The sequence below is a fragment of the Streptomyces sp. NPDC087422 genome (genome assembly GCF_044744145.1).
Classification (GTDB): domain Bacteria; phylum Actinomycetota; class Actinomycetes; order Streptomycetales; family Streptomycetaceae; genus Actinacidiphila.
In genome coordinates, this window is the sequence record NZ_JBIUXT010000001.1 from 975,014 (window position 1) to 990,183 (window position 15,170).

General features: G+C 71.9%; 9 protein-coding genes. 3 read left to right on the plus strand and 6 right to left on the minus strand.

What is annotated here, in order from left to right:
* The first annotated feature begins 424 nt into the window (after positions 1-424).
* Complete coding sequence (locus ACIO6U_RS04635) at positions 425-1,420, plus strand: glycosyltransferase family 2 protein (protein WP_355348965.1); 996 nt, start codon at positions 425-427, stop codon at positions 1,418-1,420.
* Positions 1,417-1,860, plus strand: a complete 444-nt coding sequence (locus ACIO6U_RS04640) for a GtrA family protein (RefSeq protein ID WP_355348968.1) — start codon at positions 1,417-1,419, stop codon at positions 1,858-1,860. The genes ACIO6U_RS04635 and ACIO6U_RS04640 overlap by 4 nt, the downstream gene beginning before the upstream one ends.
* 42 nt (positions 1,861-1,902) lie before the next feature.
* On the opposite strand, the gene obgE is transcribed toward ACIO6U_RS04640, so the two are convergent.
* From obgE to ACIO6U_RS04670, 6 genes are all read right to left on the minus strand, one after another.
* Positions 1,903-3,345, minus strand: a complete 1,443-nt coding sequence (gene obgE / locus ACIO6U_RS04645; RefSeq protein ID WP_355348971.1) for a GTPase ObgE — start codon at positions 3,343-3,345, stop codon at positions 1,903-1,905.
* A 168-nt stretch (positions 3,346-3,513) separates the two neighbouring features.
* Positions 3,514-3,768, minus strand: a complete 255-nt coding sequence (gene rpmA / locus ACIO6U_RS04650; protein ID WP_031514533.1) for a 50S ribosomal protein L27 — start codon at positions 3,766-3,768, stop codon at positions 3,514-3,516.
* 14 nt (positions 3,769-3,782) lie between these two features.
* Positions 3,783-4,103: a 50S ribosomal protein L21 gene (gene rplU, locus ACIO6U_RS04655; protein ID WP_355348975.1), complete on the minus strand. Its 321-nt coding sequence runs from the start codon at positions 4,101-4,103 to the stop codon at positions 3,783-3,785.
* A gap of 403 nt (positions 4,104-4,506) precedes the next feature.
* A complete protein-coding gene (locus ACIO6U_RS04660) occupies positions 4,507-8,697 on the minus strand; it encodes a ribonuclease E/G (RefSeq protein ID WP_401715508.1) in 4,191 nt (1,396 codons plus the stop codon).
* A gap of 216 nt (positions 8,698-8,913) precedes the next feature.
* Positions 8,914-9,696 (minus strand): TIGR03936 family radical SAM-associated protein, encoded by a 783-nt coding sequence (locus ACIO6U_RS04665; RefSeq protein ID WP_355349564.1) that lies wholly within the window; start codon positions 9,694-9,696, stop codon positions 8,914-8,916.
* 216 nt (positions 9,697-9,912) lie between these two features.
* On the minus strand, positions 9,913-11,184 hold the full coding sequence (locus tag ACIO6U_RS04670) for a hypothetical protein (protein ID WP_401715510.1): 1,272 nt from the start codon (positions 11,182-11,184) through the stop codon (positions 9,913-9,915).
* Positions 11,185-11,715: 531 nt separating this feature from the next.
* Here ACIO6U_RS04670 and ACIO6U_RS04675 point away from each other — a divergent pair.
* On the plus strand, positions 11,716-15,123 hold the full coding sequence (locus ACIO6U_RS04675; RefSeq protein ID WP_401715512.1) for a CARDB domain-containing protein: 3,408 nt from the start codon (positions 11,716-11,718) through the stop codon (positions 15,121-15,123).
* The last annotated feature ends 47 nt before the right edge of the window (positions 15,124-15,170 follow it).

The window sequence follows — 15,170 nt, forward strand, 5'->3', positions numbered from 1 at the left end:
CATCGATTGCGGGGCCCGCCGCGACGCGGGCCGTTGACGTACGACGACGGCCCGTACGGTGGTCCGGGCCGATACCTCAAGTATGCCTTGCGTTCTCCAAGGGGCCGCGTGCGGTATACCTGTCCGGAACTCCGGCCGCGCGCGACGTTACACGTAATGCGGAATCAGGAATTCGGTTGCCCATCGTTGGGTGAATTCTTCATTGAGCCGCAAGGGCGCTTCGCGTAACTTTCCCCGACGCCTTGTTCGGCGCCCAAAGCAGGGCCACGGGCCGTCCTACGCTGACGCAGAGCGTGCGGGATCACGTGCGGATCCGTCCGCCGGGACCGCACTCACTCAGCACTCACTCAGGACTTACCCAGCGCTCGCCCTGAATCCGCACCGCATCCGCCCTGCATCCGCGTACGGCGCCGAAAGTGATCTCATGCGACTGTCGATCGTAGTTCCCTGCTACAACGAAGAAGCCGTGATCGAGCTCTTCGACGTACGCATCCGGGAGACCCTCACGGCGCTCTCCGTCGATTACGAGCTGTGCTACGTCGACGACGGCAGCTCCGACCGCACCCTGGAGCGGCTGCGGGCCCTGGCCGAGAACCGCGAGGCGAGCACGCGATACGTGTCCTTCAGCCGGAACTTCGGCAAGGAGGCGGGCATCCTGGCCGGGCTCAAGGAGACGACCGGGGACGCGGTGGTCGTGATGGACGCCGACCTCCAGCACCCGCCGGAGCTGATCGCGCGCATGCTGGAGCTGCACCGCGCCGGGCACGACCAGGTGATCGCGCGGCGCACCCGCGAGGGCGACAAGAAGCTGCGCACGGCCGCCAGCCGGCTCTACTACCGGATGATCAACAAGTGGGTGGACGTCGAACTGACCGACGGCGTCGGGGACTTCCGGCTGCTGTCGCGGCGCGCGGTCGACGCGCTGCTCGCGATGCCGGAGTACAACCGCTTCTCCAAGGGACTTTTCTCCTGGATCGGCTTCGACACCGTCACCTTCGACTACCGCAATGCCGCGCGGGAGGCGGGCGAGACGAAGTGGCACTTCGGCGCGCTCATCAATTACGGCATGGACGGGCTGATCTCGTTCAACAACCGGCCGTTGCGGCTGGCCATCTATCTGGGAATGGCGCTCAGTGCCGTCGCGGCGGCGTATGCCGTGGTCGTCACCGTCATGGCGATGATCAAGGGGCCCGACGCGCCCGGTTATGTGACGCTGCTCGTCGCCGTCGTCGGTCTGGGCGGGCTCCAGATGCTGATGCTGGGGTTGATAGGCGAGTACATTGGGCGCATCTACTACGAGACCAAGCGACGGCCGCACTTCCTGGTCAAGGAGACGAACGCGCCGCGGGCCTTCGGGGTGGCACGGCAGGCCGGCGCCGCACCGACGAGCGCGTCGCTGCCCCGGATGGAGATCCGTTGAGCCTGGCCGGCACCCGCTCACCGCAACTGCTCCAGATCGTGCGGTTCGCCCTCGTGGGCGGGGTCAACACCGCCACCTTCTACGGCTTCTACCTGGCCCTGCACCCGTGGATGCCGTACTTCGCCGCGTACACCCTGGCGTTCGTGCTCAGCATGATCGGGTCGTTCTTCCTGAACACGTACTTCACGTACCGGACGCGGCCCACCTGGCGGAAGTTCCTGCTCTTCCCGCTGACCAACCTGACCAATTACGTGGTCACGAGCGTCGGCGTCTACGCCCTCGTGGAGTGGGCGGGCATGAACGACAAGATCGCCCCGCTGGCCGCCGCGGCAGCCGCCATCCCCTTCACCTACCTGCTGAGCCGCCGGATTCTCACCCCGCCGTCCGCGCTCGCCGAGCCCGACCCGAACCGCCCCTCCCCGGCCCACGCGGACGCCTGACCCACCCCGACCGGCCCCCTTCCCAGGGGGCCGGTCGCGCGTTTACTTGAACGGGTCGAAGCCGTGGTACTCCTCTTCGGCGTCGTCGCGCTCGGCCTGCTTGTCGCGGCGGCGGGTGACGGCGGCGCGGGGGGCGTCGAAACGGTGGTCCTCGCCGCGGCGGCCGAGCATTTCGGCGCCTGCGGCCATGCTGGGCTCCCAGTCGAAGACGACGGCGTCCTCGTCGGGGCCGATGGCGACGGCGTCGCCGGCGTTGGCGCCGGCCTTGAGGAGGGCGTCCTCGACGCCGAGGCGGTTGAGGCGGTCGGCGAGGTAGCCGACGGCCTCGTCGTTGGAGAAGTCGGTCTGGCGGACCCAGCGTTCGGGCTTCTCGCCGTGCACGCGGTACAGGCTCTCGCCGTCGTGGGTGACGGTGAACCCGGCGTCGTCGACGGCCTGCGGGCGGATGACGACGCGGGTGGACTCCTCCACCGGCTTGGCGGCCCGCGTCTCGGCGACGATCTTCGCCAGGGCGAACGACAGCTCGCGCAGCCCCTCGTGGGAGACGGCCGACACCTCGAAGACCTGGTAGCCGCGGCTCTCCAGCTCCGGCCTGATGATCTCGGCGAGGTCGCGCCCGTCGGGCACGTCGATCTTGTTGAGCACGATCAGCCGCGGCCGGTCCTCCAACCCGCCGCCGTACGCCCGCAGTTCCTCCTCGATGATGTCGAGGTCGCTGGCGGGGTCGCGGTCGGACTCCAGCGTCGCGGTGTCCAGCACGTGCACGAGCACCGAGCAGCGCTCGACGTGCCGCAGGAACTCCAGGCCGAGGCCCTTGCCCTGGCTGGCGCCGGGGATCAGACCCGGTACGTCCGCGATCGTGTAGACGGTCGAACCGGCCGTCACCACACCGAGGTTGGGCACCAGCGTGGTGAACGGGTAGTCGGCGATCTTCGGCTTGGCGGCCGACAGCACCGAGATCAGCGAGGACTTGCCCGCGCTCGGGTAGCCGACCAGCGCCACGTCCGCGACCGTCTTCAGTTCCAGGACGATGTCCCGCGCCACACCGGGCTCGCCGAGCAGCGCGAAGCCGGGCGCCTTGCGGCGGGCCGAGGCCAGCGCCGCGTTGCCGAGGCCGCCGCGACCGCCCTGGCCCGCGATGAAGGTGGTGCCCTGGCCGACGAGGTCGGCCAGCACATTGCCGTCCTTGTCCTGCACCACCGTGCCGTCGGGCACCGGCAGCACCAGGTCCGTACCCTCCTTGCCCGACCGGTTGCCGCCCTCGCCGGGCTTGCCGTTGGTCGCCTTGCGGTGCGGGCTGTGGTGGTAGTCGAGCAGCGTCGTGACGTCCTGGTCGACGACGAGGATCACGTCGCCGCCCCGGCCGCCGTTCCCGCCGTCGGGGCCGCCCAGCGGCTTGAACTTCTCCCGGTGAACGGAGGCGCAGCCGTGGCCTCCGTTACCCGCGGCGACATGCAGCTCGACGCGGTCCACGAAGGTGGTCATGGCATTCCTCCAGATACGTACGGGGTGGTGCGGATGTGCACGGGGTGGTGCGGTACGCGCGCTTTCACGCGTTCCAAGACGTAACACGCCGAGGGCGGCCCCGCTTCCCTGGTCGGGAAGCGAGGTCCGCCCTCGGAGGTGAAACTGTGTCGCTCTACGGTGCCTGGATCAGGCGGCCGGAACGATGTTCACTACACGACGCCCACGCTTGGTGCCGAACTCGACCGCACCGGCGGAGAGGGCGAACAGCGTGTCGTCCTTGCCGATGCCGACGCCGGAGCCGGGGTGGAAGTGCGTGCCGCGCTGGCGGACGATGATCTCACCGGCGTTGACGACCTGGCCGCCGAAGCGCTTGACGCCGAGCCGCTGAGCGTTGGAGTCGCGACCGTTCCGAGTGGACGATGCGCCCTTCTTGTGTGCCATCTCTCCTCAGTCCCTTACTTCGCAGCCGTGGGGATGCCGGTGATCTTCAGCGCCGTGTACTGCTGGCGGTGACCCTGGCGACGGCGGTAGCCGGTCTTGTTCTTGTAGCGCAGGATGTCGATCTTCTGGCCCTTGTGGTGGTCCACGATTTCGGCCTCGACCTTGACACCGGCCAGCACCCACGGGTCGCTGGTGACGGCGTCGCCGTCGACGACGAGCAGCGTCGAGAGCTCGATCGCGTCGCCCACCTTGCCCGTGGGAATCTTGTCAACCTCAACGATGTCGCCGACAGCCACCTTGTGCTGACGACCACCGCTACGCACGATTGCGTACACGCGGATCTCACTCTCTCGCTCTTGAAATCGGACCCCTGATGCCAGCCGTCCCGATGGTGCGCGGGGGGCCTCTCCCGGCGGACCGGGAGGGATTTGCTCAGAAGTGGGCGCACAAACGCCGAAGGTCAAGACTACGGAGGGCCTCCGGCCCGGTCAAATCCGCTACGGTGCCCCGCCGCGAGACCTGTGCCCCGAAGGGGCGCGGGGAACTGCGCGACCGGCCCCCACCGGGCTGTCAGCCCGAAGACCACCGCATCTGCCCCGCTGGGGCCGGTTCCTGGGCCGCGCCACCGCCGGTGGCCGAGCGCGCGGTTCCCCGCGCCCCCGGCGGGGCACAGCCCACCCGCAGGGTGGACCCGCGTGGCCCGCGCCCGGGGCAGGGCGCGGGCCACGCGGGGCCGGACTACTCGGAGGGCGCGGCCGACTTCTTGGCGGCAGCCTTCTTCGTGGTCGTCTTCTTGGCCGCGACCTTCTTCGTCGCCGTCTTCTTGGCGGCGGCCTTCTTCGTGGCGGCCTTGCGCGGCGCCCGCTTCTTGGGCTCCGCGTCAGCGGCATCGGCGGCCGGCGCCTCGGCCGGGACGACCACGACGGCCGCGTCGTCGGCGCCCGACGGCGACCCGGCGGGAGCCGTCACCTTGCGCGTGGCACGACGACGGGCGCGCGCCGGGGGCTCCGTGGAGACCTCGGGCTCGGGCGCGGCCTCGACCGGGGCCGTGGGGGCCTCGGCGGGGACGACCACGACGGCGGCGTCCTCGGAGACCGCGGGAGACCCGGCGGGAGCCGTCACCTTGCGGGTGGCGCGACGACGGGCGCGCGCCGGGGGCTCCGTGGAGACCTCGGGCTCGGCGACCGGCGCCTGCTCGATGACGGGCTCGCTGACCGGGACGACCACGACGGCCGGTTCCGGCTCGTGGTCGGCCGCGGGCGGCGCGCCCGCGGGCGAGGTGGCCTTACGGGCGCCGCGCCGCCGGGAGCGGCCACGGCTGCCGTGGGCGGCGGCCTCGGCCTCGGCCGCGGTGCCGAACCACTCCTCCTCGGGGTCGCCGACGGTCGGCACCAACTCGGCCTCGCCGACCTCGATCGGCTCCAGCTCGGGCAGTTCGTCGGCCGAGTCGACCGAGTCGGCCTCGTCCGCGTCCGCCTCCAGCACGTGCTCGTTCTCGTGCTCGTGGTCGTGACCGTCGCCCGCCGCGCCGCCGTTGCCGGACTTGCCGCGCCGCTTGCGCTTGCCGCCGCCACCGCCGGTGGTGGTCGCCTGGTCCATGTGGACGATGACGCCGCGCCCGTTGCAGTGCACGCAGGTCTCGGAGAAGGACTCCAGCAGGCCCTGGCCGACCCGCTTGCGGGTCATCTGCACCAGGCCGAGCGAGGTGACCTCGGCCACCTGGTGCTTGGTCCGGTCCCGGCCCAGGCACTCCAGCAGCCGCCGCATGACCAGGTCGCGGTTGGACTCCAGGACCATGTCGATGAAGTCGATGACGACGATGCCGCCGAGGTCCCGCAGCCTGAGCTGGCGGACGATCTCCTCGGCCGCCTCCAGGTTGTTGCGGGTGACGGTCTCCTCCAGGTTGCCGCCCTGCCCGGTGAACTTGCCGGTGTTGACGTCGACCACGACCATCGCCTCGGTCTTGTCGATCACCAGCGAACCGCCGGACGGCAGCCACACCTTGCGGTCCAGCGCCTTCAGAAGCTGCTCGTCGATGCGGTACGTCGCGAAGACGTCGATCTCCGAGGTCCAGCGCGACAGCCGGTCCGCCAGGTCGGGCGCGACGTGGGTGACGTACTCGTGGATCGTGCTCCACGCCTCGTCACCGCTGACGATGACCTTCGAGAAGTCCTCGTTGAAGATGTCGCGGACGACGCGGACGGTCATGTCCGGCTCGCCGTAGAGCAGCGTCGGCGCGTTGCCGCTCTTGGCCTTCTTCTGGATGTCCTCCCACTGTGCCTGGAGGCGTTCGACGTCGCGGCGCAGCTCGTCCTCGCTGGCGCCCTCCGCGGCGGTGCGGACGATGACGCCCGCGTCCTCGGGGACGATCTTCTTGAGGATGGTCTTCAGCCGGGCCCGCTCGGTGTCGGGGAGCTTGCGGCTGATGCCGGTCATCGAGCCCTCGGGCACGTACACCAGGTAGCGGCCGGGCAGCGAGACCTGGCTGGTCAGGCGGGCGCCCTTGTGGCCGATCGGGTCCTTCGTCACCTGGACGAGGACCGGCTGGCCGGACTTGAGCGCGGACTCGATACGGCGCGGGCCGTTGCCCATGCCGAGCGCCTCGAAGTTGACCTCGCCCGCGTACAGGACGGCGTTGCGGCCCTTGCCGATGTCGACGAACGCGGCCTCCATGGACGGCAGCACGTTCTGCACCTTGCCCAGGTAGACGTTGCCGACGTAGCTGGTGGCCTGCTCCTTGTTGACGTAGTGCTCGACGAGGACGTTGTCCTCCAGCACGCCGATCTGGGTGCGCTCGCCGTTCTGCCGGACCACCATGACGCGCTCGACGGCCTCGCGGCGCGCCAGGAACTCCGCCTCGGTGATGATCGGCACGCGGCGGCGGCCCTGCTCGCGGCCCTCGCGGCGGCGCTGCTTCTTGGCCTCCAGGCGCGTGGAGCCCTTGATGGACTGCACCTCGTCGGCGCCGGTGCCGCCACCGGACTCCGACTTCTGGCGCGGCTCGCGGACCTTGACGACCGTGCGCTCCGGGTCGTCGCCGCCGTTGGCGGAGTCGTCGGCGCCGGAGTCGGAACCGCGACGGCGACGGCGCCTGCGGCGACGGCTGGTGCTGGAACCCGAGCCGTGGTCGTCGTCGTGCGCCGACTCGTCGGCGGAGTCCTCCTCGTCGTCGCCCTCGGACGACTCGTCCTCGTCGTCGGAGGACGCGGTGTCCTCGTGCTCGCTGGACTCGCCCCGGCGACGGCGGCGACCGCCGCGGCGGCGACGGCGGGACGGGCGGTCATCGCCGTCGTGCTCGCCGTCGGCGTCCGCGTCGTTGTCCTGCTCGTCGTCCGCGTCGGGGTCGGCCTCGTCCACGTCCACGGCGGTCGCCGCCTCGGCGGTCACCGGCTCCGCGGCGGAGCCGCCACGGCGACGGCGGCGGCGGCGCGGGCCGCTGTCCCGCTCCTCGGTCTCGTCCTCGTCGGCGACGGCGGGCTCCTCCGCGACGGCGCCGGCCGCCACGGGCTCGGCCGTGGGCGCCTGGAAGACCGGCGGCTGGAAGACGGCCGTCGGCGGACGCGACGCCCTGCGGCGTCCGCGCGCCGGGCGCTCCTCGGTCCTGACCTCAAGGGTGATGGACGCGACGGGGATGCCGAACGCCTCGGCGAGGGCGGCCACCGCGTTGGCGTTCGCCTCCTCGACCGTCTGGCCGTAGCCGCGGATCTCGTACGCGTCGTCGACCTCGACGTTCCACTCGTCGCCGTCCTGGAGCGCCTTCCCGGTGTACTCGAAGCGCTCTTCCGGCGTGTCGTGCGCACTGGCGGTGACCGTGTCGCTCTCGGCCTCGGCCTCGTCCCGGGGCGCCAGCGCGCCCGGCTTCAGCCGCCGGGAGCCGTCGCCCGCGGAGAACGTCGCCGCAGGGGCTCCGGCCGTGCGCTTGCGCGACCGCCGGGCGCGCGGCTCCGGCTCGGCGGCCGGGGCGGGCGGCGCCACGGGCGCCGCGGGTGCGGGGGCCTCGGCGATCTCGCCCGCGGTGCCGTCGGCGGCGGGCGCCTCGGCGGGGGCGGCCACCTTGCGGGTGGCACGGCGGCGGGCACGCGGCGGGGCCGCGTCCCCAGCGGGGGCCTCGGCGGCGGCGGGCTCGGCGGTCACCGCGGCGGGCGTACCGCCGTCAGGGGCATCGCCCGAGGCGGTCTCGTCGGCGGTGGAGGCGGCGGGGGCGGCCACCTTGCGCGTGGCGCGACGGCGGGCACGCGGCGGGGCCGCGTCCCCAGCGGGGGCCTCGGCGGCGGCGGGCTCGGCGGTCACCGGGGCGGCCGTACCGCCGTCAGGGGCATCGTCCGAGGCAGGCTCGTCCGCCGTCGAGGCGGCCGGGGCCGCCACCTTGCGCGTGGCCCGGCGGCGAGCGCGCGGCGGCGCGGCGGGGGCCTCGTCGGAGGCGGCGGTGTCGTCAGCGGCGGAGCCGGACGCCGCGGCGGTGTCCGTACCGCCGTCAGGGGCATCGCCCGCAGCGGTCTCGTCGGCGGTGGAGGCGGCCGGGGCCGCCACCTTGCGGGTGGCGCGACGGCGGGCGCGCGGCGGGGCGGCTGCCTCGGACGCGGAGGCGTCATCGGAGGCCGGAGCCAGGCTCTCGGCGGTCTCGGAACTCATGGGGGCGGCCGTGGCGGCGTCGGAGGCGGCCTCGTCACCGGCGGTCACGGCCGGAGCGGCGACCTTGCGGGTGGCGCGACGGCGGGCGCGCGGCGGGGCGGCTGCCTCGGACGCGGAGGCGTCGTCGGAGGCCGGAGCCGGGGGCTGGGCCGCGGGCTCGGCGGGGGCGGAGCCACCGGCGGCGTCGGTCGGGGGGCCCGCGGGGCGGGAGGCGGCCCGGCGGCGGCGCGGCGGCGCGGCCTCGGCGGCGGGCTCGGATGTGGGGGTGGGTTCGTTGGAGTCGGTCTGGTCGTGCATTCGGGCAATGCTCCCGTCGAGCTCCCGGGCGCCGCGTCCATGTCCGGTGCGGCGGGCCGCTTGGTCGCGGTGCCGCTGTCCGGGGGCGCGGGCGCCGCACGGGAGCTGCTGTGTCGCTCGTCGGCACCGCGTCGGCGGGTCGACGAAAGTCTCATGTGGTCTGCGGCGCCGGACCCGGGTGGCTCCCTGGTGCGTCGGCGACGCGTGACGACGTGGCTACGCGGACCCGGCAGGTACCGTCACAGCGTCGCGATCATGCGCGAGCGGGTCGGTGACCGTGCCGGACTCCTCGTCGAGCGGCCCCTGCGCCAGCCTGGTCACCGCTGCGGGGACCGGCGGCGCGAGGTCGGCCGTCGCATGGAGGCCGGACAGTACGTCGTCGGGCCGTACGGCAGGTGTCAGGTGCCGTACAACCAGCCGCAGTATCGCACAGGCGCGGTCCTGCGGCCTATCGGCACCCTGTTCGGACATGTCCGCGTCGTGCCCGGCGCCGTTGTCCGGCGTGTCGTCCACGACTTCCAGGCGCGTGACGGCGCCGCGGGTGTCGAACGTGCGGATGCCGTTCTTCGTCTTGCGCTGTACTTCCACGGTCTCCGCGGCGAGGAACGCCGCGACGGCCTGTCGTGCCTCGGCCGGGTCGACACCGTCGAGCCTGACCTGCCAGACGGACGCCTCGAGGCGTTCGGCGAGTCCCGAGGTCCGGGCCTCGACCGCCTCGATGACGTCGAGTCCCGCGGGCAGCGACTCGTCGAGCAGCAGCCGCAGCTTCTCCGGGTCGACGCTGCGCGCGAGGGCGATCTCCAGATACTCCGCCTCGCTGCCGACGCCGGTGGGTGCGGCGTTGGCATACGACACCTTGGGGTGCGGGGTGAAGCCCGCCGAGTACGCCATCGGCACCTCGGCGCGGCGCAGGGCCCGCTCGAAGGCGCGCTGGAAGTCGCGGTGGCTGGTGAACCGGAGGCGGCCACGCTTGGTGTAGCGCAGTCGAATGCGCTGCACCGCCGGTGCGGGCGGCGGACCTTCGGGCTGTCGCTTGCCCAGTGTCGTTCAGTCCCTCGTGCGTACTCGTGTCCCGGGAGCCCGTCACCGGGCCCGCTTGTCTTTTACAAGGTTACGCCGCGTCGCGCGTTGCTGTTGACGGGTGACCCCCGCCCTGTGGACAACCCGGGGTCGACAGTCTCGGGGGAACGCCCTGAACCGGTGCCGGTCCCCCGCTCAGCGGTGGGTCGGCGGACGCCGCTTGGCGAGGTCGGGGCCGGGCTGCTTACGGTGGCGGGCCGCCGGCCGGGGCAGCGCTTGCGTGGCGTGCGCGCTCGCCACCAGCGCGTCGGCCGGATCGGGCGCCTCTGATACGTCGGCCGCGTCCGTCGCCGGTGCCGGACCGAACGCCCCCGGCTCGTACCCGGCCCGCCGCGGCGGCAGCCGCCGCTCGGCGGCGCCGACCGGATCGCCGAAGAGCGCCCTGCGGGTCTCGGCGCGCAACTCGCGCAGCGAGCGGCGGGCGTCGGCGACCGCTTCCTTGACCGGCTGCCGGACCGCGCGCCGGTACCAGCGGCCCGCGGCCCGTACCGCGCGTAGTACGGGAGCGCCGGTCCGGCTCCAGACCCAGGCGGCGGGGACCGCGATCAGCACGCGAGCCAGCCACGCGACGCCGCGGCCGACGGCGCGCGAGACATAGCCGGTCACCCGCCAGGCGTGGCCGAGCGCCGCGCCGATCTCGCGTGCGACCGGGACGACGACGCGCCGCCACACGAAGCCGACCGGCAGCACGACCAGGGTCCTGACCAGCCAGAGCAGGCCGAGCCACGTCATCCGCAGCGTCCACGCGAGGCCGCGGCCGACCGGCGTGAGCACATACCGCCACAGCGCGGCCAGTGGCCACACCAGCGCGTACCGCACGAAGAAGACGACGGCCGCGGCGAGTGCGAGCGCGACGGGCACCAGCAGGGAGCGCCAGAGCCAGCGGGCGGGCACGGCCAGGAGGTAGTGGCCGAGCCAGGAGGCGCCCGCGCCCAGGCCCGCGCCGAGGGTCAGCAGCGTCCAGCGGACGGCGCGGCCGACGGGCGCGAGGACGTACGCGTAGAGGGCGGTCAGGGGGACGACGAGCAGCCAGTGCGCGAGCAGTCCCGTGCCGGTGCCGAGCATGCGCAGTATCCAGGCGGCGGCGTAGCCGAGCGGCACGAGCACGTACCGCCACAGGGCGACGAGCGGGACGACGACCAGGTAGCGGGTCAGGAAGACGGCCGGGATCACCACCAGGGTGCGCACCGCCCAGGCGAGCGCGGCGCCGAGGACCCGCAGCGGCGGGAGCAGCAGGCGGCGCCATGTCCAGCGCAGTCCGGCCGAGGTCGCGCGCCCGGCCGTCGCGAGCGCGTCCCAGAGCAGGCGCAGCGGCAGCACGACGGCGAAGGCGACGAGACGGACCGGCATACGTATGGCGACGGTCAGGCAGCCGTCGCCGCTCCCCCGCGGGTGTTCCAGAGCCATGCGGTGAACCTACCCGCAGGGCTTGGCGGGTTGGCGTACCGCGCGGTGTCCGCAGCCGGATCGGCACCCGGCGGATACCGCCCGGAGACGTCGCGCGGCGGCGGCCGGGCGCGTGGCACGGCCGCCTGTCACGGCCGCGCCCGCGGGCCGGGGCGCGGCTCGACGTACTCCGGCGAGCACTCCTGCGAGTACGGCTCCACGCACGCCTCGAAGCGCGGCTCGCGGCACCGCGCGAAAACGCTCCGCCACGGCGCGGGCCAGGGGCCTTGCGCAGGTCCCGCCCCGTCAAGTCGTCGGCGGCGCGCATGTGTTGGGGATGCGCGGGTCTTGTCAACAAATCGAATGACGTGCGTAAACCGTTGACAAGCCGGTGACACGATCGCAACATGTGACTCGCAAAAAGCTGGTCAATGCTCTCTCAATTCTTCACATCTGTATGCAACTTCACGGCAGGAGCCGCCTCGCGTCCTGCGAACCCCGCGCGTCCCGCGCGTCGTCCGCGCTCTCTCGTTCCGACTGAACAGAGGACACATGAAACGGAAACAGCTCAGCCGTCGGCTGATCACCGGCCTGGTCACCGCCGGTCTGATCGCCATCGGGCTCCTGCCACTGTCCGGGGCCGCCGCCGCGGCCGACCGGCCCAACCTCGCTTCGGGGAAGGCCGCTTCGTCGAGCGGCGCGGTGGGCGGATACCCCGCCTCCGCGGTCACCGACGGCAACCAGGGCACGTACTGGGAAGGACCGAACAACACCTTCCCGCAGTGGGTGCAGATCGACCTCGGCGGCAGTGGTGCCGCCGTCGACCAGGTGGTGCTCAAGCTGCCGGCCGGCTGGGAGGCGCGCACCGAGACCATCGCGGTGCAGGGCAGCACCGACGGCGCCGCCTTCAGCACGCTGTCCGCCGCGCAGGGCCGCACCTTCAACCCGGCTTCCGCCAACACCGTGACGGTCGACTTCAGCGCCGCGACGGTCCGCTACGTACGGCTGAACATCACGGCCAACACCGCGTGGCCGGCCGCGCAGATATCCGAGCTGGAGATCCACGGCACGACGGTCACCGACCCCGGCGGCCCCGGCCCCGGCGATCCCGGCCCCGGTGACGGCACGGGCAAGGACCTGGCGCGCGGCAAGCCGATCGAGGCGTCCTCGACGGCCCAGTCCTTCGTCGCGTCCAACGCCAACGACGGCCAGGTCGGCAGCTACTGGGAGTCCAACGGCTTCCCGTCGACGCTGACGGTCAAGCTCGGCTCCGACGCCGACATCACCTCCGTCGTCGTGAAGCTCAACCCCGACGCCGCGTGGGGTCCGCGCACGCAGAACATCCAGGTGCTCGGGCGCGGCCAGAGCGCGACCGGCTTCACCTCGCTGAAGGCCAGGGCCGACTACGCGTTCAGCCCGTCGAGCAACCAGAACACCGTGACCATCCCGGTCACCGGCCGGGCCGCCGACCTCCAGCTCGGGTTCTTCTCCAACTCCGGCGCCCCGGGCGGCCAGGTCGCCGAGGTGCAGGTCATCGGCGTACCCGCGCCCAACCCCGACCTGACCGTCACCGCGCTGTCGTGGACCCCGACCGCCCCGGTCGAGACCGACACCGTGAACGTCAGCGCCACCGTGAAGAACATCGGCAGCGCCGCGTCGCCCGCGACCACCGTCAATGTCAGCGTCGGCGGTGTCGTCGCGGGCAGCGCCCCGGTGGCCGCCCTCGCCGCCGGTGCGTCCACCACCGTCCAGGTCGCCGTCGGCAAGCGGGCGGTGGGCAGCTACACCGTCTCGGCCGTGGTCGACCCCAATGGCACCGTCATCGAGCAGAGCAAGGACAACAACAGCCTCGCCTCACCGACGAAGCTGGTCGTCGCGCAGGCGCCGGGCCCCGACCTCGAAGTGCTCGGCATCACCTCCAACCCGGCCAGCCCCGCGGTCGGCGCGGCCGTCTCCTTCACCGTCTCGGTGCACAACCGCGGCACCACCTCGACGGGCGTCGCCACCGTCACCCGCCTCACCGTGGGCGGCACCACGCTCGACACCAGCACCCCGGCGATCGCCGCGGGCGCGACCGTCACCGTGAACGTCACCGGCACCTGGACCGCGACCAGCGGCGGCGCCACCCTCGTCGCGACCGCGGACGCCACCAACGTCGTCGCCGAGACCAACGAGACCAACAACACCTTCTCCCGCTCGATCGTGGTCGGGCGCGGCGCCGCCGTCCCGTACACCGAGTACGAGGCCGAGGCAGCCACCTACCAGGGCACGCTCCTGGAGACCGACCCGCTGCGCACCTTCGGCCACACCAACTTCGCGACCGAGTCCTCGGGCCGCAAGTCGGTACGGCTGAACACCACCGGTCAGTTCGTGGAGTTCACCTCCACCAACCCGACCAACTCGATCGTGGTGCGCAACTCGATCCCCGACGCCGCGAACGGCGGCGGCATCGAGGCCACGATCAGCCTCTACATCAACAACACGTTCAACCGGAAGATCACCCTGTCCTCGAAGCACAGTTGGCTGTACGGCAACACCGACGGCCCCGAGGCACTGACCAACTCACCGCAGGCGGACGCCCGTCGGCTGTTCGACGAGTCCAACGCGCTGCTGTCGACGACGTATCCGGTGGGCACCAAATTCCGCCTCCAGCGGGACGCGACCGACACGGCGTCGTTCTACGTCATCGACCTGATCGACCTGGAGCAGGTGGCGCCGCCGAAGGCCAAGCCCGCCGAGTGCACGTCGATCACCGAGTACGGCGCGATCCCGGACGACGGGATCGAGGACACCGCCGCGATCCAGCGGGCCGTGACCGCCAACCAGAACGGCCTCATCAACTGCGTGTGGATCCCGGCGGGCCAGTGGCGCCAGGAGAAGAAGATCCTCACCGAGGACCCGCTGCACCGCGGCCAGTACAACCAGGTCGGCATCAGCAACGTCACGATCCGCGGCGCGGGCATGTGGTACTCGCAGCTCTACTCGCTGATCCAGCCGCAGGACGCCGTGGGCAGCATCAACCACCCGCACGAGGGCAACTTCGGCTTCGACATCGACAACAACACGCAGATCTCCGACATCGCGATCTTCGGCTCCGGCCGGATCCGCGGCGGTGACGGCAACGCCGAGGGCGGCGTGGGCCTCAACGGCCGGTTCGGCAAGAACACCAAGATCAGCAACGTGTGGATCGAGCACGCCAACGTCGGTGTCTGGGTCGGCCGCGACTACGACAACATCCCCGCCCTGTGGGGACCGGCGGACGGCCTCGAATTCAGCGGGATGCGCATCCGCGACACCTACGCCGACGGCATCAACTTCACCAACGGCACCCGTAATTCGAAGGTCTTCAACTCCTCCTTCCGCACCACGGGCGACGACTCGCTCGCGGTCTGGGCCAACAAGTACGTCAAGGACCAGTCCGTCGACATCGCGCACGACAACCACTTCGTGAACAACACCATCCAGTTGCCCTGGCGCGCCAACGGTTTGGCGATCTACGGCGGTTACGGCAACACCATCGAGAACAACCTCGTCTACGACACGATGAACTACCCGGCGATCATGCTGGCCACCGACCACGACCCGCTGCCGTTCTCCGGCCAGACGCTGATCGCCAACAACGGCATCCAGCGCGGCGGCGGCGTCTTCTGGGGCGAGGCGCAGAAGTTCGGGGCCATCACCCTGTTCGCCTCCACCAGTGACATCACCGGCGTCACCATCCGGGACACCGACATCGCCGACTCCACCTACGACGGGATCCAGTTCAAGAACGGCGGCGGCGCCATGCCGGGCGTCACCATCAGCAACGTCACCATCGACAAGTCCAACAACGGCGCCGGGATCCGCGCCCAGGGCGGCGCGCGGGGCAGCGCCAATCTGTCCCACGTCACCATCACCAACTCCGCCAACGGCAGCGTCCTCATCGAGCCCGGATCGCAGTACGTGATCAACGGCTCGTAACCGAAGGCTCTCACCCCCCGAAAAAACCCGTGGCCCCGCACGCGTCC